The organism is Gordonia otitidis (genome assembly GCF_020735545.1).
GTDB classification, from domain to species: Bacteria; Actinomycetota; Actinomycetes; order Mycobacteriales; family Mycobacteriaceae; genus Gordonia; species Gordonia otitidis.
Window position 1 is genome coordinate 1,398,259 of the sequence record NZ_CP085974.1, and the last position, 24,330, is coordinate 1,422,588.

Consider the following 24,330-nt stretch of genomic DNA (forward strand, 5'->3'; position numbering starts at 1 on the left):
TCCGCTTATCGACGACTCAAGGTCACCTGGAAGTCGTCGGCGTCGTCGGTCCACGTGGTCACGACAGGTAACTCTGCCGCGGACAGTTCGTCGGCGAGTTGGTCGGGTGCGAACTTGGTGCTGATCTCGGTGAGGATCTCCGCGCCTGCGGGCAGCGACCAGTCGCGATCCAGTGCCCCGAAGTGAGCGTCGACATCGCGCCGTGCGCGTAGCCACATCTCGATCCTGTGCTTTTTGGGGTTCCAGCGGGCGATGTGGTCGAAATCGTCGACGAACAGACCTGTCGCATCAAGACCCCGACGCAACACTTCGATCATGTTGCGGTTGAAATCTGCTGTGACACCGGCCTTGTCGTCGTATGCGGCGACAAGTCGACCGGTGTCCTTGACGCGGTCGGCTCCGAGGAGGAGGTAGTCGCCCGGGCTCAGCGCTTCGGACAGTCGGGCGAAGAACGCGTGGCGCGCGGCGTCGTCGAAGTTCCCGATGGTTCCCCCGAGGAACGCGGCGAGTCGCGACCCGTCTGTCTCGGGTAGGCGAAGTCCCGGTTCGGTGAAGTCGGCGAGCACCGGTTCGATGACGAGTGACGGATAGTCGGTGGCCAGGACGTCGGCTGTGCTGCGCAGCATCTCGGAACTGACATCGACGGGTACGTAGGTGAAAGTGCGCCCGCGCTCGGCGGCGTTGGCGGCAAAAGCGTCGAGCAGAAGTCGAGTCTTGGTAGAGGTTCCCGAGCCTAGCTCGACCATCATCGTCGCGTCCGTCGTCGACGCGATGTCGGCGGCGTGGCGTGTGAGGATCGCCGTCTCACGACGCGTCGGATAATACTCGGGCAGGAAGGTGATCTCGTCGAACAGTTTGCTGCCGCGTTCGTCGTAGAGCCACTTCGTCGGCAGCACGGGAGGGTCCTGCCAGAGGCCTTCTGCTGCATCGGCTGCGAGCGCCGAGTCGGCGGTGGTCGAGGTCATCGGGCCAGACGCAATCCCGAGAAGACCCAGCGTGAATCGGCCGGGAAGAAGTTGCGGTAGCTGACCCGTTCGTGGCCGGGCGGGGTGATCGCGCTGGCACCGCGAAGGACGTGCTGATCGCACATGAACTTGCCGTTGTACTCGCCGACGGCCCCGTTCGCGGGCGCGAAGCCCGGATAGGGCAGATAGGCACTCGACGTCCACTCCCAGACGTCGCCGATCATCGCCGAACCAGCTCGACGCGGGTGACATCGTGCCGGATCGAGCAGCTGTCCACGCGCGCCGCCGACTCCCGCCGGGTTCGGGCCGCCCGGCACGCTCGGCGCGCCGGTTGCCGCGTACTCCCACTCGAATTCGGTCGGCAGACGAGCGTCTGCCCATCGTGCGAAGGCGTCCGCCTCGTAGAACGACACATGCATGACCGGTTCGTCGGGCACCACGGCCCGACGCCCCGACAGTGTGAACGTCGTCCACTCTCCGTCGTCGAAAGACCAGTAGCCGGGTGCACGCCAGCCTGTTTCGTTGATATGGGCCCAACCGTTGGACAACCACAGCTCGTGTCGCCCATAGCCGCCGTCCGCCATGAACTCCAGCCACTCGGCGTTCGTGACCGCCCGCTCGGCGATCTCGAAATCCTCCAGGAACACGCGATGACGCGGTCCCTCGTTGTCGTAGGCGAATGTGTCGGGCGTGGTGCCTGAGCCCGCGAACGGTGTTCCGACTTCGACGACACCGCCCGCAACGGCTCGCCAGGTCAGGGACTCGGGCGAACCCGGCACGTCCACCGGCCGGTCGACGTAGACCGGGTCGAAGTGGTGTGTGGAGAACAGATGCTTGAGGTCCATCAGGATCAGTTCCTGATGCTGTTGCTCGTGGTTGCACCCGAGTTCCAGTAGCGCGAGCGTCGATTCGTCGTGGTCGCCACGCTCGAGCAGATCGCACATCGCCGAGTCGACGTACTCGCGGTAGCGGGTGATGTCGGTGATGCCCGGACGGGTCACCAGACCGCGGTCGGGTCGGGGGTGCCGCTCGCCGACCGTCTCGTAGTAGCTGTTGAAGAGGTAGCGGAAGGCCTCGTCATAGACCACGTACGACGGGTCGCCGCGCAAGATGAATTCCTCGAAGAACCAGGTCACGTGCGCGCGATGCCACTTGGTCGGGCTGGCAGCGGTCATCGACTGCGGGGTCTGGTCCTCGGCCGACAGTGTGGAGGTCAGTCGATCGGTCAACGCCCTGATGTCGAGGAATCGTCGGGTTCTCGACGCTTCGTCTGTGGGTGCCGAAACCTGCTCGGCGGACATGCGATTGGTGATGCTCACTGGAATACCTCCGGTGGCTGATCGTCGGGGGACGGGCGACCGAGTGGTCGCGCGCCGACAACACCATCGTTGCCAGGGTCTCGGATCCTGTCAACGCCGCACGCGCCGAGCAGGCGGTTCACAACCCTTGGCCCAGTCCAGCACAGGGGTCTGACATCGCCGGCCGCGAAGCGGGGAACCCGACGCCCTGCAGTCCCAGGCCGGCGGCGCCCTGTGCTCAGCGACCCTCTTCTTCGTCCTCCCACTGCGCGTCGGCGGCGTCCTCACCCTCGTCGACCACATGCACCGCAGCCTCTTCTGCGCTCGCACCGGCACCGTCGATACCGCAGTCGCTGGCCACGGCCTCCGATTCCGAGTCGACGACGCCACCCTCGTCTGGGGCGAGGAGTCGGCCTGCGCGTCGGTCACCCACTTGATCGTCCTCGACGAACTCCGGGCTCGAATCGCTCTCGTGCGCTTGCCAGTCCTCATTCTCGTCGCGCTCGATCTCGTCGAGCGGATCGTCCTTCTGCCACACGTCGGGCTCTTCTTCGGAGAGCTTCTCGTCGAGCGACTCGCCCTCACGCATCTCTTCGGCGGTGAGCCCGCGCATCGCGGCCTTGGGCTCGTAATCGGGCGGTGAGTATCCCTCGTCGAGAACGTCTTCGACGCCCCGATCGTCGAGCGTGTCCTGCGGTTGCAACTGATCGTCGGGGTCGAGTGCGTACTCGCTGTCACCTTCGATGATGGATTCGTTTTCGTCGCTCACACCTCCACGATAGGCGCAGCGTCGGACGTCGAAACGGCAAAGACCGCACGTGGCGACGCTCGATCGGGGAAACTGTGGAGATGTTGGCAGAAATGCAACAGGACGCCGAAGCGCACTACGCGGCCGGCGAGTACGACCACGCCCTCGCCGAGTTCTCGGTCCTGCGCGAGATGCGATCTCGACGCGAGGGACCGTATTCGGTGTCGTACCTCGCGAACGTCCACGACTGCGTGCGCTGCATGTCAGCACTCGAACTCTGGGCCGACTCCGATCCGCTGTGCCGTGAGTTGTACGGCAAATACGTGCACACGCACGGGCGTGGAGAAGCAGCAACAGTCGACGTCGCCAAGCACTGGGCGTGGGCGCTGGTGCACCTCGCCGACTACGCCCACGCCCTGCGCCTCTACCTGCTGACCGCCGACGCGTTGTGGGAGACCGATCCGGTTGCGGCCCGCCGATTGCTCGGCGCGGCAGCCGCGCACCGCAACGGGAGCGACCCGACGACTCTGCTGTCGGACGAACGCGTCGACGGCGTCGCGATTCGCCACGCCAGAGCGTTGGGGACCGCGCTCGCCGATCTGGTCTCGACGACCAGATCGGCGGACGCACATCGCTGGCCGCAGGTCACGATCGACGGCCTGATCAGCTGAGCTGACGCCGCACTGACCGCGGGTCAGTCGGCCACGCGGTTCCGGCGTCGGAACACATGGGTATCGAACGCCAGACCACCCGCCGAGGCGAAGCCGACAGCGAGAAGGCCCGCGATGAGTGCAAGCGGGAACTCGTAGCCGCCGTCGGAGGCCCAGAAACCCTGGTCGATGTGTGCGACGAAGATCGCTCCGATCATGTCGATGATCAACAGCACCGACACCAGCGGGAGCAGCACACCGACGATCAGCAGAATGCCGCCGATCAGTTCCACCCAGGTCGCGTAGTAGGCCGAGAACTCGGGGAAGGGCGCGCCCATCTTGCTGAAGCTCGCCTTCGTTCCGTCGAGACCCCAGGTGTGCAGCTTCTGCCAACCATGGGCGATGAAGATGATGCCGAGGATCACTCGCGCGGCGAAGAGTCCGAGACTACGGATCGGGTACATGCTTCAACCTTTCACGGGGCGGTCACCCGCCCCTGCTGTGTATGTGTCGAGATCAATCTAACCGGACCATGGTCCGGTTACAACATGGCGCGCCTCACGAAGCCAACGCTACGGGTAGGGTGAGTTCTCGCGTCCGGATCGAGGAAACGGCGCCGAGAATGCGGCGCCGAGAACATCCGTCCGAGAGAATTCGACAGACACGTAGAGCAAGAGACAGGAGCCGTTGAGTGCCGGGAAAGTCGGGGAAGAGTTCACGGCAACCGGTACTCGGGACTCCCGCCGACAGCGTCGACCCTTACCTGCCCGACAACGGCAACCTCGGCTACCGCATCTCCCGCTACGATCTCGACCTCGAATACAAGGTGTCCAGCAACCGACTCGAGGGCACCGCGACATTGACGGCAACGTCGTACATCGAACTGCCGCGCCTGAGTCTCGACATGGCGTCGACCCTCAAGGTGAGCAAGGTGACCGTCAACGACATGCGCGTCAGGTACAGCCACCGACAGCGCAAACTCGTCGTCACGCCGTCGTCGCCCATCCCGCCCGGCGGCGCGATGACGATCGTGATCCGCTACAGCGGAACCCCTCGTCCGATCCGTGGTCCGTGGGGCACCGTCGGGTGGGAGGAACTCACCGACGGTGCACTGTGTGCCAACCAACCCAATGGCGCAGCGTCGTGGTTCCCCTGCGACGACCACCCCAGCGCCAAAGCGCCCTACCGCATCTCGATCACCACCGACAGCCCGTACTACGCCCTCGCGAACGGCGTTCTCGAGTCCAAGCGCGTGCGTGCAGCACAGACGACGTGGGTGTACGAGCAGATCGAACCCATGTCGACCTACCTCGCGTCGATCCAGGTCGGCCCGTACGAGCAGCTCCGTCTCGCATCCAAACCCGTTCCGGTGGAAGCCGTTCTGCCACCGCGGTTGAAGGAGAACTTCCGCATCGACTTCGGCAGGCAACTGGAGATGGTCGAGGCGTTCACCGAGATGTTCGGCCCCTACCCGTTTGCCAAATACACCGTGGTGGTAACCGACGATCCGCTCGAAATCCCCATCGAGGCACAGAGTTTCTCCACTTTCGGAGCCAACCACTGCGACGGCAGTCGCAATGCCGAGAGACTGATCGCACACGAACTCGCACATCAGTGGTTCGGCAATTCGGTGACGCTGGACCAGTGGCACGACATCTGGCTTCACGAGGGATTCGCGTGCTACGCCGAATGGTTGTGGAGCCAACGGTCGGGCGGTCGAAGCGCCGGTGAGTGGGCCAAGCACTACTACGCCAAGCTCGCCGCGAACCCTGTCCGGGTTCCGCTCACCGAGCCGGGGCCGCGCAAGATGTTCGACGACTGGGTCTACAAGCGTGGCGCAATCACGCTGCACGCCTTACGACTTCGGATCGGTGACGGCAATTTCTTCGCTCTGCTGCACCGCTGGACCGACAAGTATCGGTACGGCACCGTCAGCACCGAGGACTTCATCGCACTCGCGGCGAACTATTCCGACACCCCGCTGCACGACCTGTGGCAGGCCTGGCTGTTCACCCCCGAGCTGCCGGCCTTCCCGGAACCGTCCTGACACGCGGCAATCGATGTGTCGATGACGTCCGGGTCTGAACCCGAGTCCACGGTCGGCAGCCGCGGGGCCGTCGGCCGCGTCACCATCGCGACGGTGATCGCGGCGGCGTCGGGATATCTGGTCCTACTCCTCGCGGCACGCCAGCTCGGTGCGACGGGCTACGCCGTGTTCGCCGTGTTCTGGGCGGCGTACGGACTGGTGACCGGCGCGCAGAACGGGCAGCTGCAGGAGACGACCAGGACGGTCCGCGCCGCATCGGAATCCGTAGTCGCCCGGGGAAGACCGGTGGTCGTCAATCTGGCCATCGGGGTCGGGCTGGCCGCTGTCGTAGCGGCGTCGTCCCCGCTGTGGGCGGGTCACGTCTTCGACGAGTACCGCACACTCTCGGTGGTACTGCTCGCCGTCGGGGTTGCGAGTTTCGCTGTGTACGCGCATCTCTGTGGCGCACTGTCGGGTTCGTTGTCGTGGTCGCCCTTCGCCATGCTGCTGAGTATCGACGCACTCATCCGACTGTTCGGCGCGGCGATCGCCGTGGCGTTCGACTGGGGTGTGCCGGCCTTCCTGATGATCACGGTGCTCGGCTCGGTCTCGTGGATCGTGGTGCTTTCGCTGTCGGCGACCGCTCGACGCGTGGTCGGTCTGCCCGGCGACGTCGACGATCGACGACTAGCCTCGAACACACTCACGGCCATGGCCGCCGCGTTGGCGTCGGCCGTCGTGGTGATGGGCTTTCCGGTCCTCATCAACATCACAGCACGACCCGGCGACGACTCCCGCGTGGTGGGTGCCGTCATACTCGCTGTCACGCTCACGCGGGCACCACTCCTGGTGCCACTGAACAGCTTTCAGGGAGTGTTGATCACCCGATTCGTCGCCGCCCGCGCAACGCTGATGCGGTCGCTGGCTGTGCCGCTCGCAGCGGTGGTGGTGGTCGGGGCCGTGGGCGCGATTGCGGCGTGGGCGATCGGATCCTGGCTGCTGACACACATCTTCGGTGCAGATTTTGCCCTCGGTGGCGCGGCGATCGCACTGTTCATGCTCGGTGCCACGGCGCTGGGGCTGCTGACCGTCACCGGCGCTGCGACGCTGTCCGTCGGGGCGCATCGCTGGTATGCCGCCGGCTGGTGGGCGGCAGCGGTCGCGTGTGCGGCGTTGCTCGTCGTTCCGATCGAGGTGACCGACCGGGTCGCGCTGTCGCTCGTCCTCGGGCCGCTCGCTGGCGTCGGAGTTCACCTGGCCCGTCTCGTGCGGGTCTGAACCCGGGCCGACACCACAGTCGCCGCGCCGCCGATCCGCGCCATCGCGTGGTGCAGCCGCGATGTGAGGTGCAGTCGTGCCGCGCGTGCGGCACGAGGCCAGCCGCGGGCGCTGCACCGAGCGGCTTCCGCGGCGAAGAAGGCGTTCTCCTCCGCAAAACGCCTGCCATCCACCGCCTGCACCGAGCTGACCGATGCCTCATGACGTCGATAGCGGAAGACGACTCGCGGGTCGTAGGCAAGCGCTTCCCCCGCGAACGCGAGGTCGACGAGGAGTGCGAGGTCGAGGACGACGTCGAGTCCCTCCCTGAATCCGACCTTCCGCACCGCCTCGGTGCGCCACAGCAGCGAGGGAAAATAGGTCCAGTTACCGCGGTAGAGGCTGGTCGCCATAGCCTCACCCTGCAAGACCGTCGACGACGACGGCGCGAGGACAGCCTTGATCCGGTCCCCGAGCGGACGGACCACGCGGTCGTCCGTGTCGATCACCTCGACACCCGGCGCGATCACGGCGGCGTCGGGATGCGCGGCCGACAGCGCACGCACGGCGGCGAGGTACCCCGGCAGCATCACGTCGTCGCACCCCATGACCACGAAGCGGTCGGCGATGACGAGTTCGGCGCAGCGTCGAAAATTGCCGTTCACCCCGAGGTTCTGCACGTTACGCAGGTACTGCACGCGGTCGTCGGCGAGGGCGGCCAACCATTCACGCGGCTCGTCACTGGGATAGCCGTCGTCGACGACCACCAGCCGAAAGCCGCGATCGGACTGCTCGAGAACACTCGTGACCGCCTGCTTGAACTGATCGACGTCGCCGTAAAAGGGCATCATGACGTCGATCGGCACCCCAACAGGCTAGACGCCGGCGATCCGGCTGCGTTCGGCGACCTGACACCAGAGCGAGCCCGTGACGTCGAAACGGTCGCCACCCCCGAGCGTCCACTCGCCGGTGCTGCGCACCTGCTCCGATAGGGTAACCCCCATGACGGACCGCTCGACCAACGACGACGTGTGGTTGGTGATCCCCGTCTACAACGAGGGGGCGGTGATCCGCGACGTCCTCGTCGAGGCCGCGAAGACCTTCCCCAACATCGTGTGTGTCGACGACGGCAGCTCCGATGACTCCGTCGCCCGGATCAGAGAAGCCGCAGCCGAAGTCGATCGGGCACGTGACGGTTACGAACACACGACATCCACCGGTATTCACGTCGTCCGCCATCCGGTCAACCTCGGGCAGGGTGCAGCGATCCAGACCGGCGTCGAATATGCGCGGTCACGGCCCGGCGCCAGCTACTTCGTCACCTTCGACGCCGACGGCCAGCACCGCGTCGACGACGTGGTGACCATGATCGACCGACTCCGCTCCGAGCCCGTCGACATCATCGTCGGAACCCGCTTCGCCGACGGTCGCAGCGAGTCGGTTCCGCTCCTGCGTCGCATCGTGCTGCGGACCGTCGTCTTCCTGAGTCCACGCACCCGCAGACTCGGGCTCTCCGACGCGCACAACGGGCTGCGGGCGTTCAACAGGACCGTCGCCGACCAACTCGACCTGCTGATGGCGGGCATGAGTCACGCGTCGGAGTTCGTGGCACTCATCGACCACCATCACTGGCGGGTGGCCGAACAACCGGTCACCATCCTCTACACCGACTACTCGCGCGCCAAGGGGCAGTCGCTGATCAACGGCGTCAACATCGTCGCCGACGGTCTGCTGCACGGACGCATGAGGAGATAGCCCATGATCGTCATCCAGATCCTTCTTCTACTCGCGGCCCTCGGACTGGTGTGGTTCTTCGTGACCAACCGCGGTAACGCGAGATCGTCTGCAGGCGTGAAACTTCTGTTCGTCGCGTTCGTGGTGTTCGGCGTCTACGCGATGTTCCGGCCCAATGACCTGACGACCGTCGCGGGTTGGGTCGGCGTCGGGCGCGGCACCGACCTCGTCCTCTACTGCTTGGTCATCGCTTTCGCATTCACCACTGTCGCAACGTATCTCAGGTTCCGCGAGCTGGAGATACGCTACGCACGTCTCGCCCGCGCCGTCGCGCTGCAGAACGCCGAGATCGAGAACAGTCGAGACTGAACCCCGCGCAGACGCGGCCCGAACCGGTGAACGCCGGTGGTGTACCGGCCGCGTTCACCAACTCGAGCCGCGTTTACGACGCCGCTTCGGCGAGGGACCGCAGATATGCCGTCACCTCGGCGTGATCGGGCAGCAGGCCGGACTCCCGCGCCGCGGTCAATCCCGGTGCTGCGGTGTCCTTATCCGACAGTTCGTAGGTCAGCGGCGAGCCGTCGCGCGCGAGCGTCGGCCAGTCGATGCCCAGTTCCGGGTCGAGCGGGTTGATGCCGTGTTCGGCGCCGGGGTTGTAGCCGGTCGAGCACAGGTACGTGACCGTCGACCCGTCCTCGAGTGCACAGAACGCGTGCCCGAGCCCTTCGGACAGGTACACCGCGCGCCGATCCGAGTCGTCGAGCAGCACGGTGTCGTACGTGCCGAAAGTCGGTGACCCGACGCGGATGTCGACGATGACGTCGAGTATCGCCCCCTTCGGACACGTCACATACTTTGCCTGCCCGGGCGGAACGTCGGCGAAATGCACCCCGCGCAGCACCCCGGCAGCCGACACCGACAGGTTCACCTGGGCGAGGTCGAGGCGGTGACCGATCACCTCCGCGAGCACGTCACCCTTGAACACCTCGGCGAACAACCCGCGCGGGTCACCGTGCTGAACGGGGGTGAATTCCCATGCCCCGTCGATCGACAACGGACGAATCGTCACGCCAACTCCCCCACCATGCTGTTCACTCGAGACCCCTGTTGTTCACTCGAAACCCCTGTTTTTTACTCGAAACCCCTGTTTTTTACTCGAACCCCTGTTTTTTTACTCGAAACCCCTGTTTTTTACTCGAAACCTTTGCCGCGCGCCAGCACGTCGAGTAGGTAATCGCCGTATCCTGACTTGCGCAACTTCTCCGCGCACGACGCCAACTCGTCGTCGGACAGATACCCCTGCCGCCACGCGATCTCCTCTGGCACAGCGATCTTGAGCCCCTGCCGCTGTTCGACGGTGCGCACGAAATTACCCGCGTCCAGCAACGAATCGAACGTCCCGGTGTCCAACCACGCCGTCCCACGCGGCAACACCTTCACCGCGAGCTTTCCCTGCTCCAGATAATGCGCATTGACATCGGTGATCTCGTACTCGCCACGCGCACTGGGCTGCAGACCCTTGGCGACCTCGATCACGTCATTGTCGTAGAAGTACAGGCCCGGCACCGCATAGTTCGACTTCGGCGCGGTCGGCTTCTCCTCCAACGACACCGCCCTACCCCGGGCGTCGAAGTCGACCACCCCGTATGCCGACGGGTTGGCCACCCAGTACGCGAAGATCGCACCACCGTCGATCGCATCGAACCCCTGCAGCTGTGAACCCAGACCGGGGCCGTAGAAGATGTTGTCGCCCAGCACCAACGCCACCGAGTCGTTCCCGATGTGATCGGCACCCAGCACGAACGCCTGCGCCAGACCATCCGGCGACGCCTGCGTCACATACGAGATGTTCACCCCGAACTGACTGCCGTCGCCCAGCAACCCCGAGAACGCCGCGGAATCCTGCGGTGTCGTGATCACCAAGATGTCGCGAACACCTGCCAACATCAACGTCGACAACGGGTAATAGATCATCGGCTTGTCATAGACAGGCACCAGCTGTTTACTCACACCCTGCGTGATCGGGTGCAACCTCGACCCCGTTCCGCCGGCGAGAATGATTCCGCGCATGTCGAATAGGGTAGACGCCGACGGCGAGGCGGCAATTCGGATCGCACGCCACAGATGAGAGGTCACGAGCGCATGCGGGTTCTGGTCACCGGTGGAGCCGGGTTCATCGGCGCAAACTTCGTGCTCCGCACACTCGAGCAGCGGCCTGACGTGCAGTTACGCGTTCTGGACAAGCTCACATACGCGGCTAGTCCGTCGACCCTTGCACCCGTCGCCGACAGCATCGACCTCGTGGAGGGCGACATCGCCGACGCGGCGCTCACCGACCGTCTCGTCGCCGACGCCGACCTCGTCGTGCATTTCGCCGCGGAGTCGCACAACGACAACTCGCTTGCCGACCCGTCGGCGTTCGTCCAGACCAACCTGGTGGGCACGTACACCCTGCTCGAGGCGGTGCGGCGCCACGACGTGCGGTATCACCACATCAGTACCGACGAGGTCTACGGCGACCTCGACCTCGACGACCCGGCGCGCTTCACCGAATCCACCCCGTACAACCCGTCGAGCCCGTACAGCTCGACCAAAGCGGGCAGTGACCTGCTGGTGCGGGCGTGGGTGCGCTCGTTCGGCGTGCCCGCGACCATCTCGAATTGCTCCAACAACTACGGGCCGTATCAGCACGTCGAGAAGTTCATCCCCCGCCAGATCACCAATGTGCTCTCCGGGGTGCGCCCGAAGCTGTACGGCGACGGACGCAACGTGCGCGACTGGATTCACGTCGACGACCACAACGATGCCGTCTGGACGATCGTCGAGAAGGGGCAGATCGGCGAGACCTACCTGATCGGCGCCGACGGCGAGGTCGACAACCGGACCGTCGTCGAAACCATCCTCGAACTGCTCGGGCAGCCCCGGGACGCCTTCGACTTCGTCACCGACCGGCCAGGACACGACCGCCGATACGCCATCGATTCGACGCGCCTGAGGACCGAACTGGGCTGGTCACCGCGTTATACCGACTTCCGGTCCGGCCTGTCGGCGACGATCGACTGGTACCGCGACAACGCAGGCTGGTGGCAGCCGGCCAAGGACGGCGTCGAGCAGAAGTACGCGGTCACCAAGAAGGTCGTCGGCTGAGACTTCGACGTCGCCCCGCCAGAGGCACATTGCCCTTCGGTCACGAACACCCGACAGGTGACCGTCGCGGATTGCAGGTTCGTTTCATTGGGTCGGCGAGGATGACAGTTCTGCAGTCCCGCGACACTCTGGACAGTGAGGGAGGACCGCCGGGGGCCACCGACCAACGGAGGTCTGCATGGGCTCGGTTCGCGTCCCGCGCTCCCGTCGATGCGTGTGCCGCGGAGTTCGCGGTCGCATCGTGGCGGCACTGATCAGCGTCATCGTCGCCTGCGGCGCGGTGTCGGCCTCCGTTGCCGCCAGGGCCGACGCAACACCGCCGGCACCGACCGAGGCGTCCCTCGTCGACGACCTCGCCAACCTCCCCTACCAGGCGCTTTTCGCCGCGAACGTGCAGGTCTACGAGTTCGCGGGTATCTACCGCCAGGACAGCCCGTTCAGCGCACCGTACTTCTTCACCGTCCTGCGCAAGCTCCACAACGCCAACCAGGGCACACCTGGAAACAGGCGATATGCCTTCGTGGGGCGGGGGCCAGGGTCCACGCTGCCCGAGGCATTCGGCATGTATCCCGGTCGTCGCCCGTCGTCTGATCTCCACCTGCGCTGGACGTTCCAGTTCGACCCGCGCACCCTCACGCCCACGCTCGGCGGCGTGATGCAGTGTCTGTCGCCTCCGACGGTCGGGACGGTGGGCACCCTCGTCGGCGGCGCCGTGGTGACCCGAGCCTGTCCGACGTGATCGATACGACGCCACGCTGCTCGGTCGCCACACCGTCGGTCACGCGCGGCTTGCGTGCAGTTTCCGCCCCACGTCGCGCGGCAGCAGCACAACTCCGAGTGCGGAAGCCTGTCTCACAGGGCCTGAGACCACGTCGTCGAAGGCATCATCGACGTAGGTCCATCAGGCGCTCGTGTCGTCGTTGACGAGCGCCTCGATGCGACTGGCCATGTGCGGTGCACGACAGCGGCTGTGTCATGCGCGATAGCAGCGCTCGCGCTTCGCGGACGCCACACAGGTCCCCGCTGGTGGACTCCCAGGCGCGCACTTTACCGTGGTCGTCATGCGCGTACTCGTCAGCGGAGGAGCCGGCTACATCGGCTCACACACGGTGATCCGACTCGTTGAAGCCGGACACGACGTCGTCGTCGTCGACGATTTCAGTAATGCCAAGCCGACGGTGGTCGGCAGGCTCGAGGGACTGACCGGCACCCACATCCCCGTGCACTCATTCGACCTCACCGACGTCGACAAGACCGAGAAGTTCTTCGACGACGAGGCCGTCGACGCCGTGATCCACTTCGCGGGGTTCAAGGCTGTCGGCGAATCGGTGGTCAAGCCGCTCGAGTATTACCAGAACAATCTCGGCAGCACGTTCTCGCTCCTCCGCGCGATGCAACGCCACAATGTGCATCGGCTGGTCTTCTCCTCGTCCGCGACGGTGTACGGGGCGGAACCGGTGTTGCCGATGACCGAGAACTCCCCGACGTCGGCGACCAATCCCTACGGCTGGACCAAGGTGATGATCGAGCAGGTGCTGCGCGACGTCGCCGCCAGTGATCCCGCGTGGCGGATCGCCGCGCTGCGCTACTTCAATCCGGTCGGCGCACATCCGAGCGGACAGATCGGCGAAGACCCCAGCGGCATTCCCAACAACCTGATGCCGTTCGTCGCGCAGGTCGCCGTCGGGCGTCGGGAGAAGCTCTCGATCTTCGGCGACGACTACGACACCCCGGACGGCACCGGCGTCCGCGACTACATCCACGTCGACGACCTCGCCGCGGGACACGTCGCAGCCCTCGAGCGCATCAGCGCCGGCAGCGACCCCATGTCGACGTGGAACCTCGGTACCGGGCAAGGGGTTTCGGTGCTCCAGGTGGTGCAGGCCTTTGAACGCGCCAGCGGCCGCCCGATCCCCTACGAGATCGCACCGCGTCGCGCAGGCGACATCGCGGCGTCGTACGCCGATCCGACCAAGGCCAACAAGGAGCTGAACTGGTCCGCGGGCAAGACGATCGACGACATGTGCGTCGACACCTGGCGCTGGCAGTCGAACAACCCGGAGGGCTACCCCGACGCATGAGCCGGGCGCAGGGTCCCGCGTCGGCCGCGGGGTCTTTGCCTCGTTCCTGCGGTGTTTCTGCGGCGGTCGCGGGCTCTTCCCCTGGTTTCTGCGGCTGGTTTCTGCGGCGGTCGCGGAGCTTGTCAAGATGTCTGTGTAAGAACGTAACTCCTGATTTCTTGGGTTCGCTTTCGGTGTCTAGTTGAGGTGGGGTTCGATGCGGTCGGGGTAGGCCAGGGCGAGTTGTCCGAGGGCCTGTTTCCAGCTGGTCACGACTTGCCCTTCGACGAGTCGTCCGGGCGCTTTACGCTGACTGGCTGGCTTGCCGCGTTCCTTCTCGCGTTGCCTGGCTCGTTTGTCCTCGATGTCGCAGATAGCCAGCCAGAGCAGTTTGCGGACCGCGACGTCGTTGGGGAAGTGTCCCCTGTTCTTGATGACCTTGCGGAGTTGATAGTTCAGCGACTCGATCGAGTTGGTGGTGTAGATGACCTTGCGCAACTCGGGTGGGAAGGCCAGGAATGGGATGAATCTGTCCCAGGCGCGGTCGAAAGCCTGTGCCGCACTCGGATATGTGACACCCAACGCCGAATCTCGGAAGATCTCCCATTCTCGGCGCGCGGTCTCGGCGTCGGGGGCGGTGTAAATCGGTTTGATCGCCCGGGCGACCTGTTTGCGGTCTTTGTAGTTGATGAACCGCATCGCGTTGCGGATCAGGTGCACGACGCAGGTTTGTACGGTGGCCAAAGGCCACGTCGCCTCGATCGCCTCGGGGAATCCGGTCAGCCCGTCGCAGCACACGATCAGCACGTCCTTGACGCCGCGGTTGGCCAGATTCGCGCACACCCCGGCCCAGAACTTCGCGCCCTCTTCAGCCTGTATCCAGATGCCCAGCACATGCTTGACGCCAGCCATGTCGACACCAATAGCTATGTGGGCGTGCTTATTTCGAACGTGAGCACCGTCTTTGACCTTGACCACCAGGGCATCGAGATAGAGGACGGGATACAACGCTTCCAGCGGCCGGCTCTGCCATTCATCGACCGCGTCGCAAACCTCGTCGCAGATCTTGGAGATCGTCTCATGCGACAGATCGGTGCCCACCGTGGCGGCCAGATGATGTTGGATGTCGCGTAACGTCATGCCTCCGGCGTACAGCGAGATGATGATGTCATCGAGGCCGCCGAGCCGACGCGATCCCTTCGGCACCAGACGTGGGGTGAAGGTGCCGTCACGGTCACGAGGGACCTTCAGCTCGACCGGCCCCGCCTCAGACGCCACCGTTTTCGGGGTTGATCCGTTGCGGGCGTTGGGCAGTTCCCGGCCTGCCGGGTCGCCCTTCTCGTAGCCGAGGTGATCGGTCAGCTCGGCCTTCAAACCGCGTTCGAGGGCGAGTTTGATCAAGCCCGGAATCAAGCCACCGTCCCCGGTGACCTGCACCTGACCCGAATCGATCTGGGCCAACAACTCATCGACCATGCCCGAGGCCTGCAACGCTTCGGCCACCTCCGCAGTCGAACGCGGCTCTGCGAGCTCAGGCAGCTGCGGGTGGTCGTCGTTGTCCTGCTGCTTGTCGTCTAACGCCATGCTCATAAATCTTCCTCTCACTAATGAGCACTGGACTTACACAGACCATCTGACACCCCCCGGTCGCGGGCTCTTCCCCTGGTTTCTGCTCGGCACGCGGGACCTGCCCCTAGTTTCTGCAGCGACTCCAGCCACTTCCCCTGGTTTCTGCGCTGGTCACGGGACCTTCCCCTGGTTTCATCCCCTTCCCTCAGAAACAACCCGCGGAAAAGACCAAAAGTAGGGGAAGAGTTCTTTCCCCCACTTTCCGCAGCGCCGGATCAGTCGAGCGCCGAGCGTGTGCACCCGGCACCGCACACCCGCCCCGCGACGGCCTCTCCCGGCTTTTCCGCACCTCCACCGGTTCCTTCCCCCACTTTCTGCGCCGCCCGCTGACTCTTCCCCTTGTTCCATCCCCTTCCCCCAGAAACAACCCGCGGAAACGACCAAAACCCGGGGAAGAATTCTTTCCCCCACTTTCTGCGGCCCCCGACCACCGCGGCGCAGGACACTTCTGAAGTACCCCGCACACATCCGCCCCCGGGCCTCTTCCCCTACTTTCTGCGCCGCCCACGGACCCTTCCCCTAGCTCCATCCCCTTCCCCCAGAAACAACCCGCGGAAACGACCAAAACCCGGGGAAGAACTCCTTCCCCCACTTTCTGCAGCACCCCCAGCCCCCCGACCACCGCGCCGGAGGCCGCAGCCTGCGCACCACCGCACCCGGCCCGTCGCGACTCACCCGCCGGGCCGCAGCACGCTCTCGTTCACTCGATAGACGGTGGCGGTGCCCTGCCGGAACACCTCGGTCAGCCCGGGTGCGCCGTGTTCGCGCAACGCGAGGAACGGATCGCCCTGCACGCCGTGCTCCGGATCGGGTACGCCGTTCTGGAACGGCCAGTAGCTCGGCGGACTGTCGACCACGTAGTGCACGTTCATGTCCCGCACGATCTGATCGACGTGAGGATCGCTGCCGATCTGCGCGGTGCCCCAGAACAGATCGCGCTGACGTGGCGAGAAGTCGTTGGCACGGTAGAAGGAGAACAGCGGCGTCAGTCCGGTGACCGGATACAGCCAGCCGGTGCCCTGATCGAGGTTGTTCAGGATCAGCGCACCGTGTGCATCAGGTTGGCGCTCCAACCAGTGGTAGGCAGCCAGGTCGTCTCGACCGACGAGCTTTTCGCCCCGTTCCTTCGACGCGATCTGCGCATTTGGCGGATAGCGCCAGACGCCGGCGCCCGCGACCAGAACCAGCAGTACGGCGAAGACCGCCGGTACTGCCCAACGACGTTGCGTCGCAACGGAATCAGCAGAGCCGGCGTTCGCGATCCGGCAGGCGACAGCGAGCGCAAGGATACCCAATGCGACGCCGACCGCAGCAGCCGAGAACAGTGACACCACGAACGTCAGACGGTGCGGCGAGTTGTAGAAGTAGCCACCGATCACACCGAGTGGCCCCGACAACGGCCCAAGCGAGACAACCGAATTGGCGGTGACCAACACGAACACCGCCCAGGTCACCAGGCCACCCCAGCACCGCAGCCACAACAACGCGGCGGCACCGAGCACGGTCAAGATCACCAGCCCCCACACCGGGTAGTCCTGCGTCTGCAACGGCACCGTGCCGTTGAACAGGGCTTGCGAGAGCCCCTCCAGCACGCCGACCGTGTCGACACGGAAGTCGAAGAAGGGCAATTCGTTCGTGTCTGCGACCTTGATCGTTCCCAACACCACCGGGAAGACCAGCACCACCGTCACCAGACCCGCCACGACCAGCGTGAGGAAGTCCCCGACCCGGCTGTGCACAGGTCGACGCAACGCCTCGAACAACCACCAGAATCCGACGATCACCCCGACGAGGATCAGCCCTGACGGGTGCGTCGCCGTCACTCCGGACACCGCGACCGCCGCGGGCAGCACCCGCCGGCGATCCCGCACCGCACTGATCGTCAACACCGCAGCGATCGGCGCCATCGACACACCCACGGCGTTGGGCACCGACGTCAACTGGACTTCAACGTAGGGCAGCGACGGGAACAGCGCCGCGACCGCACCGGCGACCCCGGCGATCAGCGCCGACGCGGAGGTGTCGAAGCGGTGCCGCGCGAACCAGTAGGCCAGCGAGGCGACGCCGAGTGTCACGGTGACAGCCAAGGTCGCGGGCGAATAGGTGTTGTAGAGCTGCACCGGATTCGCACCGGTCAACGGGATCTCCAAGGCCCCGAGCGCGTGCCAGGTGTTCGGGTAGTAGTTGAATCCGTGCGTGTCGTAGTTCATCAGTTCGCCCATGCGCAGCGACGATCCGACGCCGGTGTCGTGAATCCAGCGCAACGAACTCGCATGCCAGAGTGAGTCCCACACCTGCGGGATGTTGTCGAGACCCGCGAATGCGGTCTTCGCAACGGGGCGGATGCAGGTGATCGCGATGATGATCGCCCCCAGTGCAATGCCGATGCCTCCCCGCAACGCAGCAGCACGACCGAGCGGGGCGTCGACTGTCTCATTCGTCGACGTCGCAGCAGGTGCAGGTGCGATTCGACGTCCCGCCCGGGTACCGAGCAACGCAGAATAGATCCAGGCGAGTGCGTAGGAGATGAGCAGCGCGACAAGTGCGCTGATGACGTTCCATTCGAAGCCGATCGCACCGAAGAGCACGGTGAACACGCTCACGATGGCGAACGTGATGGGCGCGCCCGCGGCGATGGCCACCGGCCACGTCAACGTCATCCGACGCCCGACGACCGCTCCGGGGACAAGGAGTAGGAGGACGGTCACCACACTCACCCACGCCCCGAGCAGCACTGACAGCCGTCCTTTCACTCATCCGATGACGGCATGCGTCGGAAACGTCCCGCGCCCACATACCGGTCGACCTCGTGCAGGTTACCGCGCCCACACGATGTGACCCTCGTCCCCGTAGCCGCCCGTCACCGTACTCACCCGGGCACAACCCTGGACGCCAGATACTTGTAGTTCTACAATCTTTGTATGTCCACAACCACTTCTGTCGAGCTGACGCCGCGCAGGAAGATGGCGATCCTCGCCACCTGTTGCATGAGCCTGCTCATCGTGTCGATGGACGCGACGATCGTCAACGTCGCACTTCCCGCGATCCGGAGTGATCTGAACGCGAGCGTGTCGTCGCTGCAGTGGGTCATCGACATCTACACGTTGGTGTTGGCCAGCCTGCTGATGGCGTCGGGCGCCACCGCCGACCGCTACGGTCGACGACGGGTGTTCCAGATCGGACTCTTCACCTTCGCCATCGGGTCGCTCGCCTGCAGCCTCGCACCGACTGTCGGCGTCCTCATCGCCGCCCGCGCACTGCAGGCCATCGGCGGGTCGATGCTCAACCCCGTCGCGATGTCGATCATCACGCAGATCTTCGTCGATCCGCGCGAGCGTGCCCGTGCCATCGGAGTGTGGGGTTCGGTGGTCGGCATCTCCATGGCGGCCGGCCCGATCGTCGGTGGCGTGCTCATCGACACCGTCGGATGGCGTGCCGTGTTCTGGATCAACCTGCCGATCTGTCTCCTCGCGTTCGTGCTGACCGCCATCCTCGTCCCGGAATCGCGCTCGCCCATCATGCGCACTCTCGATCCCGTCGGCCAGGCTCTGGCGATGATCGCCCTGGGCGGCACCGTCTACGGTCTCATCGAAGGCCCGGGCCACGGCTGGGGATCGACCCGAACCATCACCGTGTTCGTAGTAGCCGCAGCCGCTTTCGTCGGTTTCCTGATCTGGGAGCGGCGTCACGAGGATCCCTTCATCGACCTCCGCTTCTTCGGTAGCGTGCCCTTTGCCTCTGCAACCGTCATCGCGATCTGCGCGTTCGCGAACTGGGGCGGCTTCCTGTTCCTGATGTCGCTCTATCTGCAGGAGGACCGAGGATTCAGCGCGGTCGGCACCGGCGCCATGCTCGTGCCTCCGGCCTTGGCCGTGCTGATCTGCTCACCGCTCTCCGGACGAGCCGTTGGCCGCTGGGGCACCCGACCGTCGCTGGTGATCGCCGGGATCGCACTCCTGGTGAGTTCGTCGATGATGCTCTTCATCGACGATGCCACCCCGATTCCGTTGCTCGCCTTCATGTTCTTGATCTACGGGCTGGGCTTCGGGATGATCAACGCACCCATCACCAACTCTGCCGTCGCAGGCATGCCCCGACACCGAGCGGGTGCCGCGAGTGCCGTGGCGTCGACGAGTCGCCAGATCGGTGTCAGTCTCGGCGTGGCTCTTGCCGGTAGCGTCACAGGGCTGGCCGCGGCGCACACCGCCGTCGACTTCTCGACCGCCATGACGGCGATGTGGTGGATCGTGATCGCTTTCAGCGCAGCGATTCTGGTGCTCGGCATCATGTCCACGACGCCCTGGGCACTGCGTACCGCGAGCAGGGTGTCACAGCGACTGATCGAACCGGAGATGGCCGATGCCTGATCGAGACGACCCAGCCGACCGCCTGACAGCAGCCGAATCGACGAGCCACGACGAGCTCGTCACTCAGGTCTGGCGCGAACTGACGTCGTTCGTCACGGATTCCCGCGACGCCTGGCGACGCGCCGTCGTCGCCGCAACCGGGCTGCCGTTTAGCAGGATTCGCGTGTTGAAGCGACTACGCAACGGTCCGCTGACGATCACCGAGATCGCCCAGGCCGCGACGATCGACGCCCCTGCCGCCTCGGTAGCGGTGTCCGACCTCGAAGCCGCGGGATATGTTGTGCGCGAAGCGTCGTCAACGGATCGTCGACGAAAGCAGGTGTGTATCACCGACGCCGGAAGATCGGTGTTACAAGAGGTCTGGTCGGTGGACGATCCGGCCCCGGACGTCCTCACTCGGGCATCGACGTCGGAACTGCAACTGCTACACGACATGTTCTCCCGACGCCCACCGAACGAGTGACGCTGCAAAGCACCTGACTGGTGAACCGGCGCCCTCACACAGCTGCGGTGTGCCTCCGATGTCCGTACATCGCAACGGCGAGACAGAGCAGCGCCGCGACGATTCCGAAGATGAACATGTGGGTATAGGTGACGGCGTGCCAGAACTCCGTGATCACCGCGAGCACCGCAGGAATAGCAAACCCCAGGTAGGTGACGCTGTAGAACACCGCCGTCAGACCGGCGAGGTCATTGCGGCCCGTATTCGCGCTGGTCTGCGCGGCGATGCGCTGGACCTCGAGCAGTCCCGAGATCATCGCCATGCCGTAGCCGCAGCCGAGAACGGTGGCCGCTATCAGCGACATCCAGATCGTCAACATGTGCGCGGCGACCGCGGCGAGTGCCATGCCGACGGCGAGCACCGTCAGAGCTGTCACGACCCCGCGCACCCCGTCGGGATTGTCGATCCGACGGCCGAGTGATTGGATACCGAAGCCGGCGGCCAGCCCGAGCACACAGCACAATGCCGCAAACGCGATCGGCGCACCCGCGGTCCGTGCAGACATCAATGCGGGGATGATCGCGTACGCAGACGCACACGCACCGAACACCCACGGCGCGACCGGCAACACCACGAACAGGAACCGACGATGGCCCGCCGACGGTATCTTCAGATCGTCGACAAGACGCCCGGGAGTAGCACTGGCCGAACGCGTTTCGGGTGCACGGAGCAGAAGCAGAACCATCGCGAAGGCTGCCAGCGAGATGTTCACGACATAGGCCAGAACATGCGGCCACGGAGCCCACTGCGCAAGCACACCGGCCACACCTGCGCCGATCCCGAACCCGGCCGTCAAGCTCATCGCGGCGCGGCGCGCACCGGATGCCGCAGTGTCACCGCCACGGACGGACAACTCGGTGATCCAGCTACCGCCGACCGCCATCGACAGACCGAGCGCGATACCGCTGAACACCCGACCGATGGACAGCAGCACTATGGAATTCGCACCCAAAGCCAGGAGCAACGACCCCACCGCCGCGAAGACCGGCGCGGGAAGCATGAGTGGGCGACGTCCGATCCGATCCGAGAGCGGACCTCCGATCAGCAACGACGGCACGATGCCCACCACGTAGAGGAACAGCAGCGCGTCGACCGCGACGGCACCGAAATTGCCGGTCTCGCGGTACATCACGAGCAGCGGGGTGAATTCGTTTCCACCCCAGGCGGACGCGAACACCGCGAGTGCCACGGCGATCCACGCGGTACGACGGACCGTCGAGCCGGCTGCTGTGGATGGTGCGTTTGCTGCGGTGGTCGTCACTGTTGTCCTTCCAGAGCTGAAGTCATCGAAGCTGTGCCGGCCTGAACGTGTACGGCGTGGACGTCGTCGATCCGGTGCACGCCCGCGACGTGATCCACGAGCAACGTCGCAAACTCGTCGGCGTCGCAGCGTTCGATCGAGTCGGCGAGCGCGGTGTGCTCGGCGATGATCCGCGGGGTGACCGTCGGCTCGCGATGCACACTGGCAGTCGTCATCCGCCGCTGGCGTTCGGCGAGACCGAGGTAGAAGTCGGCGAGCACGCCGTTGTGTCCTGCCGAGACGATGAACTGATGGAACTCGGCGTCGAGCCGGGCGAAGGTCGCGATGTCGTCGGCGTCCACTTTCGCGTGCAGGGCCACATTCCGGCGGAGGTTCGCGATCAACTCTCCGGTCACCCTTCCGCTGGCCACCACTGTGCGAACCGCGTGGGTTTCGATGAGGATCCGCGCGTCGACGACGTCGCGGGCCTCGGTGTCGGTGACCGGGAGGACCAGGGCGCCTCGTTTGGGATAGAGCCTCATCCAGCCTTCGGCCTGCAGCCGCAGGAACGCCTCACGGACCGGGGTGCGGCTGACCTCGCAGCGCTGGGCCACCTCGCCCTCGCTGATGAGCTCGCCCCCGGCAATGGCGTTGGTCAGGATCAGTTCCTTGACCTCGCCGTATACCCGATCGGCCGCGGACGCAGCACTCAGATCCAACATAGATACAAGTTGTACACCGGTTTGCTTAGCGAGTCGAATCTTTGTGACGAGATCGGCGGCGTCGCCGAGCGGGAGCCGACCGCGCGGCAATAAGGCCTCGCCCGTTTTCAGTCGTTTCAGCCCAAACCTTCGCCTCCGGTCTCCGGTGGTCAGGCGCCGACGAATTCCTTCTCCGCACGCTCCTGCCAGGTGCACAAGCACACCTCGTTGCCCTCCGCGTCGGCGAGCACCCACCACGAAGGGGCGAACTCGTCGCTGACCAGGGTGCCGCCCGCGTCCTGCGCGGCCTTCAGGCGTGCGTCGACCTCGTCGTGCGGAACCCATAGATCGATGTGAATGCGGTTGCGCTGTGGCCGCTCGGTGTCCATCTGCTGGAACCAGACCGCCGGCAGGCGGCCCGCCGGGTCGACGAGATCCGCGGCTTCGAACTCGCGCGCCTCGCCGTCGAGCTCCGTGTAGCCGAGCACGGCGATCCAGAAGGGTCGGATGCTGTCGATGTCGAGGGCATCGATGGCGACGTCGAAGCGCGCTTCAGGCAGGGAGAGCGGTTCGAGTTCGAGTTCACGCGCGATCTGTGCGATGAGGTTCGCCAGCGCGACGTCGGCTTCGGTGATGCGATGGCTACTGTGCGTCGCGATGGTGAGATGGATTGTGCCGTAACGGAGATCGATGTCGGGATGATGGTCGGCAATCTCGGCTTCCTGTGCTATCCGATGCAGAAAACGCACGCCGCGCGCCATCGATCCGGTGTCGTACCCGGCTCGGACGCTGTTGCCGATGACCCGCCAGGGATCGGAGAGTCGGGCGGTGGCGTCTGCTGCGGTGACGGGCTTTCGCGGAGAGGGTGCCATACGCCGACGGTACGGCCGATCACCGCTCCTGGCTCATGCTTTGTGCCCGATCGAGACGAACCGGTTGTCAGGTGTTCATGCAATTGTCTCGTCATCTTTCGCGTGGTGCCCGGTTCTGGGAAGATCGACGCATGCGCAGACGCGTACGCGCGGCGCTGGTGCTCTCGGCAACTCTCTTGGGGATGACGTTCGGCGCCGGTGCGGCTGTCGCCGCCTATCCGGTCACCACAGATGTGGTGGCCGCGCAACGTGATGGGCTGACCGGCCCCGCCGATGCCGCCCCCGCCGGGGCGAATCGGCCCGGCTGTGAGGATCGCTACGCCCGTGATCCGGTCATCCTGGTGCACGGCACCGCGTCGAATCAGGCGTCGGCGTGGTCGTTTCTCGCGCCGACCCTGGCCAACGCCGGTTTCTGTGTTTACACGTTCACCTTTGGTCAGGTGCCCGGCAGCGGATCGGTCGGCGGACTCGGCCCGAGGGTGACGTCGACCCAACAGTTGGCCGACTTCATCGACCAGGTGAGGAAGACGACCGGCGCGACAACCGTCGACCTGGTCGGCCATTCCCAGGGTGCGGCAGTCGCACAATCGGTCACCCAGTTGCCCGGAAGAGCCGAGCAGATCGGCACCATGGTCAACGTGTCAGGAGCCAACCGCGGCTACTCGTTCGGTGGAACACCACCACCTCCGGGCGAAGGCGACAACGGGCCCAACCACCCGAACATCCGCTACGTCAACCTGGCCACGACCCACGACGAAGTCGTGTTCCCCCTGCACAACGCGCTGATGGAGCCCGCATCCAACGTGACCAACACCGTCGTACAGGATGTGTGCCCCGCGTCGGAGGTCGGACACCTCGGCATGATCTACTCGCCGACGGTGGCCGCGCTGGTGCAGAACGCGCTCGATCCGAGCTCACCCGTCGCAGTTCCGTGTGGCCGGGACTTCCCGTTCTGAGGTACAGACTCCGAGACATCGACGACGCCCGGTTTTGGTTCCTCCGAGCTCGCTCGCTACACTCGTGAGCGCTGCCTCGCGCAGCACGCCGCCTTAGCTCAGTCGGTAGAGCGATTCACTCGTAATGAATAGGTCAGGAGTTCGATTCTCCTAGGCGGCTCCGCAGGGCGGGGGTTTG

At 65.1% G+C, this 24,330-nt stretch carries 24 protein-coding genes and 1 tRNA gene; 12 read left to right on the forward strand and 13 right to left on the reverse strand.

Annotated features, from left to right (window positions below):
* Positions 1 to 5: 5 nt before the first annotated feature.
* The 3 genes from egtD to LK459_RS06375 form a co-directional block, all read right to left on the reverse strand.
* The gene (gene egtD, locus LK459_RS06365) at positions 6 to 965 is read right to left on the reverse strand and encodes an L-histidine N(alpha)-methyltransferase (protein ID WP_227922316.1); all 960 of its coding nucleotides are present in this window, start codon (positions 963 to 965) and stop codon (positions 6 to 8) included.
* Entirely contained in the window at positions 962 to 2,284 is a 1,323-nt protein-coding gene (gene egtB / locus LK459_RS06370; RefSeq protein ID WP_007236765.1) for an ergothioneine biosynthesis protein EgtB, read from the reverse strand. Before egtB ends, egtD begins: the two co-directional genes overlap by 4 nt.
* A 217-nt stretch (positions 2,285 to 2,501) precedes the next feature.
* Complete coding sequence (locus LK459_RS06375; protein ID WP_007236764.1) at positions 2,502 to 3,032, reverse strand: DUF5709 domain-containing protein; 531 nt, start codon at positions 3,030 to 3,032, stop codon at positions 2,502 to 2,504.
* Positions 3,033 to 3,124: 92 nt separating this feature from the next.
* Here LK459_RS06375 and LK459_RS06380 point away from each other — a divergent pair, with 92 nt between their 5' ends.
* Positions 3,125 to 3,682, forward strand: coding sequence for a hypothetical protein (locus LK459_RS06380; RefSeq protein ID WP_007236763.1), 558 nt, complete (start codon positions 3,125 to 3,127; stop codon positions 3,680 to 3,682).
* Positions 3,683 to 3,705: 23 nt separating this feature from the next.
* On the opposite strand, the gene LK459_RS06385 is transcribed toward LK459_RS06380, so the two are convergent.
* Positions 3,706 to 4,125: a DoxX family protein gene (locus LK459_RS06385; RefSeq protein WP_007236762.1), complete on the reverse strand. Its 420-nt coding sequence runs from the start codon at positions 4,123 to 4,125 to the stop codon at positions 3,706 to 3,708.
* Positions 4,126 to 4,352: 227 nt separating this feature from the next.
* Between LK459_RS06385 and LK459_RS06390 the strand changes: the two genes are divergently transcribed.
* Both LK459_RS06390 and LK459_RS06395 read left to right on the forward strand, forming a co-directional pair.
* The gene (locus LK459_RS06390) at positions 4,353 to 5,708 is read left to right on the forward strand and encodes a M1 family metallopeptidase (protein WP_007236761.1); all 1,356 of its coding nucleotides are present in this window, start codon (positions 4,353 to 4,355) and stop codon (positions 5,706 to 5,708) included.
* A gap of 21 nt (positions 5,709 to 5,729) precedes the next feature.
* On the forward strand, positions 5,730 to 6,965 hold the full coding sequence (locus tag LK459_RS06395) for a polysaccharide biosynthesis protein (RefSeq protein WP_007236760.1): 1,236 nt from the start codon (positions 5,730 to 5,732) through the stop codon (positions 6,963 to 6,965).
* Here LK459_RS06395 and LK459_RS06400 read toward each other — a convergent pair.
* Together LK459_RS06400 and LK459_RS23150 are read right to left on the reverse strand one after the other, a co-directional pair.
* The gene (locus tag LK459_RS06400; RefSeq protein ID WP_007236759.1) at positions 6,938 to 7,810 is read right to left on the reverse strand and encodes a glycosyltransferase family 2 protein; all 873 of its coding nucleotides are present in this window, start codon (positions 7,808 to 7,810) and stop codon (positions 6,938 to 6,940) included. The two genes, LK459_RS06395 and LK459_RS06400, sit on opposite strands and share 28 nt — an antisense overlap.
* Positions 7,811 to 7,819: 9 nt before the next feature.
* Positions 7,820 to 7,948 carry a hypothetical protein gene (locus LK459_RS23150; protein ID WP_265416858.1) on the reverse strand — a complete coding sequence of 43 codons (129 nt, stop codon included), beginning with the start codon at positions 7,946 to 7,948 and terminating at the stop codon, positions 7,820 to 7,822.
* Here LK459_RS23150 and LK459_RS06405 point away from each other — a divergent pair.
* Both LK459_RS06405 and LK459_RS06410 read left to right on the forward strand, forming a co-directional pair.
* Positions 7,947 to 8,699 carry a glycosyltransferase family 2 protein gene (locus tag LK459_RS06405; RefSeq protein ID WP_007236758.1) on the forward strand — a complete coding sequence of 251 codons (753 nt, stop codon included), beginning with the start codon at positions 7,947 to 7,949 and terminating at the stop codon, positions 8,697 to 8,699. The genes LK459_RS23150 and LK459_RS06405 overlap by 2 nt on opposite strands.
* A 3-nt stretch (positions 8,700 to 8,702) precedes the next feature.
* On the forward strand, positions 8,703 to 9,047 hold the full coding sequence (locus LK459_RS06410; RefSeq protein ID WP_007236757.1) for a DUF2304 domain-containing protein: 345 nt from the start codon (positions 8,703 to 8,705) through the stop codon (positions 9,045 to 9,047).
* Between the two features lie 73 nt (positions 9,048 to 9,120).
* Here the strand turns inward: LK459_RS06410 and LK459_RS06415 are convergent, their stop codons facing one another.
* Positions 9,121 to 9,747 (reverse strand): dTDP-4-dehydrorhamnose 3,5-epimerase family protein, encoded by a 627-nt coding sequence (locus LK459_RS06415; RefSeq protein WP_007236756.1) that lies wholly within the window; start codon positions 9,745 to 9,747, stop codon positions 9,121 to 9,123.
* A 122-nt stretch (positions 9,748 to 9,869) separates the two neighbouring features.
* Positions 9,870 to 10,748 carry a glucose-1-phosphate thymidylyltransferase RfbA gene (gene rfbA / locus LK459_RS06420; protein WP_007236755.1) on the reverse strand — a complete coding sequence of 293 codons (879 nt, stop codon included), beginning with the start codon at positions 10,746 to 10,748 and terminating at the stop codon, positions 9,870 to 9,872.
* A 72-nt stretch (positions 10,749 to 10,820) separates the two neighbouring features.
* Here rfbA and rfbB point away from each other — a divergent pair, with 72 nt between their 5' ends.
* The 3 genes from rfbB (at position 10,821) to galE (ending at position 13,906) form a co-directional block, all read left to right on the forward strand.
* Positions 10,821 to 11,825 carry a dTDP-glucose 4,6-dehydratase gene (gene rfbB, locus LK459_RS06425; protein WP_227922321.1) on the forward strand — a complete coding sequence of 335 codons (1,005 nt, stop codon included), beginning with the start codon at positions 10,821 to 10,823 and terminating at the stop codon, positions 11,823 to 11,825.
* Between the two features lie 241 nt (positions 11,826 to 12,066).
* Positions 12,067 to 12,564, forward strand: coding sequence for a hypothetical protein (locus tag LK459_RS06430; RefSeq protein ID WP_227922324.1), 498 nt, complete (start codon positions 12,067 to 12,069; stop codon positions 12,562 to 12,564).
* Between the two features lie 322 nt (positions 12,565 to 12,886).
* On the forward strand, positions 12,887 to 13,906 hold the full coding sequence (gene galE, locus LK459_RS06435; protein WP_039993073.1) for a UDP-glucose 4-epimerase GalE: 1,020 nt from the start codon (positions 12,887 to 12,889) through the stop codon (positions 13,904 to 13,906).
* A gap of 177 nt (positions 13,907 to 14,083) precedes the next feature.
* Here galE and LK459_RS06440 read toward each other — a convergent pair whose 3' ends face one another.
* Complete coding sequence (locus LK459_RS06440) at positions 14,084 to 15,475, reverse strand: IS256 family transposase (RefSeq protein ID WP_005180727.1); 1,392 nt, start codon at positions 15,473 to 15,475, stop codon at positions 14,084 to 14,086.
* A 710-nt stretch (positions 15,476 to 16,185) separates the two neighbouring features.
* A complete protein-coding gene (locus tag LK459_RS06445) occupies positions 16,186 to 18,249 on the reverse strand; it encodes a DUF6541 family protein (protein ID WP_007236751.1) in 2,064 nt (687 codons plus the stop codon).
* Between the two features lie 228 nt (positions 18,250 to 18,477).
* On the opposite strand from LK459_RS06445, the gene LK459_RS06450 reads away from it, so the two are divergent.
* Both LK459_RS06450 and LK459_RS06455 read left to right on the forward strand, forming a co-directional pair.
* A complete protein-coding gene (locus LK459_RS06450; protein WP_007236750.1) occupies positions 18,478 to 19,881 on the forward strand; it encodes an MFS transporter in 1,404 nt (467 codons plus the stop codon).
* Positions 19,874 to 20,344, forward strand: coding sequence for a MarR family winged helix-turn-helix transcriptional regulator (locus LK459_RS06455; protein WP_007236749.1), 471 nt, complete (start codon positions 19,874 to 19,876; stop codon positions 20,342 to 20,344). Before LK459_RS06450 ends, LK459_RS06455 begins: the two co-directional genes overlap by 8 nt.
* Positions 20,345 to 20,378: 34 nt before the next feature.
* On the opposite strand, the gene LK459_RS06460 is transcribed toward LK459_RS06455, so the two are convergent.
* The 3 genes from LK459_RS06460 to LK459_RS06470 all read right to left on the reverse strand — a co-directional run bounded on the left by LK459_RS06460 (position 20,379) and on the right by LK459_RS06470 (position 23,196).
* Positions 20,379 to 21,644, reverse strand: coding sequence for an MFS transporter (locus tag LK459_RS06460; protein WP_007236748.1), 1,266 nt, complete (start codon positions 21,642 to 21,644; stop codon positions 20,379 to 20,381).
* A complete protein-coding gene (locus tag LK459_RS06465) occupies positions 21,641 to 22,345 on the reverse strand; it encodes a GntR family transcriptional regulator (protein WP_007236747.1) in 705 nt (234 codons plus the stop codon). Before LK459_RS06465 ends, LK459_RS06460 begins: the two co-directional genes overlap by 4 nt.
* Positions 22,346 to 22,494: 149 nt before the next feature.
* Positions 22,495 to 23,196, reverse strand: a complete 702-nt coding sequence (locus LK459_RS06470; protein ID WP_007236746.1) for a VOC family protein — start codon at positions 23,194 to 23,196, stop codon at positions 22,495 to 22,497.
* A gap of 131 nt (positions 23,197 to 23,327) precedes the next feature.
* On the opposite strand from LK459_RS06470, the gene LK459_RS06475 reads away from it, so the two are divergent.
* Positions 23,328 to 24,152: an esterase/lipase family protein gene (locus LK459_RS06475; RefSeq protein ID WP_007236745.1), complete on the forward strand. Its 825-nt coding sequence runs from the start codon at positions 23,328 to 23,330 to the stop codon at positions 24,150 to 24,152.
* An 87-nt stretch (positions 24,153 to 24,239) separates the two neighbouring features.
* A tRNA-Thr gene (locus LK459_RS06480) sits at positions 24,240 to 24,312 on the forward strand.
* Positions 24,313 to 24,330 lie beyond the last annotated feature (18 nt).

Excerpts from the sequence above, each read along its gene's own strand:
- LK459_RS06455 (WP_007236749.1), top strand. The coding sequence starts at position 19,874 with ATGCCTGATCGAGACGACCCAGCCGACCGCCTGACAGCAGCCGAATCG.
- LK459_RS06450 (WP_007236750.1), top strand. The coding sequence starts at position 18,478 with ATGGCGATCCTCGCCACCTGTTGCATGAGCCTGCTCATCGTGTCGATG.
- LK459_RS06470 (WP_007236746.1), bottom strand. The coding sequence starts at position 23,196 with ATGGCACCCTCTCCGCGAAAGCCCGTCACCGCAGCAGACGCCACCGCC.
- LK459_RS06405 (WP_007236758.1), top strand. The coding sequence starts at position 7,947 with ATGACGGACCGCTCGACCAACGACGACGTGTGGTTGGTGATCCCCGTC.
- rfbA (WP_007236755.1), bottom strand. The coding sequence starts at position 10,748 with ATGCGCGGAATCATTCTCGCCGGCGGAACGGGGTCGAGGTTGCACCCG.
- rfbB (WP_227922321.1), top strand. The coding sequence starts at position 10,821 with ATGCGGGTTCTGGTCACCGGTGGAGCCGGGTTCATCGGCGCAAACTTC.
- LK459_RS06380 (WP_007236763.1), top strand. The coding sequence starts at position 3,125 with ATGCAACAGGACGCCGAAGCGCACTACGCGGCCGGCGAGTACGACCAC.
- LK459_RS06385 (WP_007236762.1), bottom strand. The coding sequence starts at position 4,125 with ATGTACCCGATCCGTAGTCTCGGACTCTTCGCCGCGCGAGTGATCCTC.
- LK459_RS06440 (WP_005180727.1), bottom strand. The coding sequence starts at position 15,475 with ATGAGCATGGCGTTAGACGACAAGCAGCAGGACAACGACGACCACCCG.
- LK459_RS23150 (WP_265416858.1), bottom strand. The coding sequence starts at position 7,948 with ATGGGGGTTACCCTATCGGAGCAGGTGCGCAGCACCGGCGAGTGGACG.
- galE (WP_039993073.1), top strand. The coding sequence starts at position 12,887 with ATGCGCGTACTCGTCAGCGGAGGAGCCGGCTACATCGGCTCACACACG.
- LK459_RS06410 (WP_007236757.1), top strand. The coding sequence starts at position 8,703 with ATGATCGTCATCCAGATCCTTCTTCTACTCGCGGCCCTCGGACTGGTG.
- egtD (WP_227922316.1), bottom strand. The coding sequence starts at position 965 with ATGACCTCGACCACCGCCGACTCGGCGCTCGCAGCCGATGCAGCAGAA.
- LK459_RS06475 (WP_007236745.1), top strand. The coding sequence starts at position 23,328 with ATGCGCAGACGCGTACGCGCGGCGCTGGTGCTCTCGGCAACTCTCTTG.
- LK459_RS06465 (WP_007236747.1), bottom strand. The coding sequence starts at position 22,345 with ATGTTGGATCTGAGTGCTGCGTCCGCGGCCGATCGGGTATACGGCGAG.
- LK459_RS06395 (WP_007236760.1), top strand. The coding sequence starts at position 5,730 with ATGACGTCCGGGTCTGAACCCGAGTCCACGGTCGGCAGCCGCGGGGCC.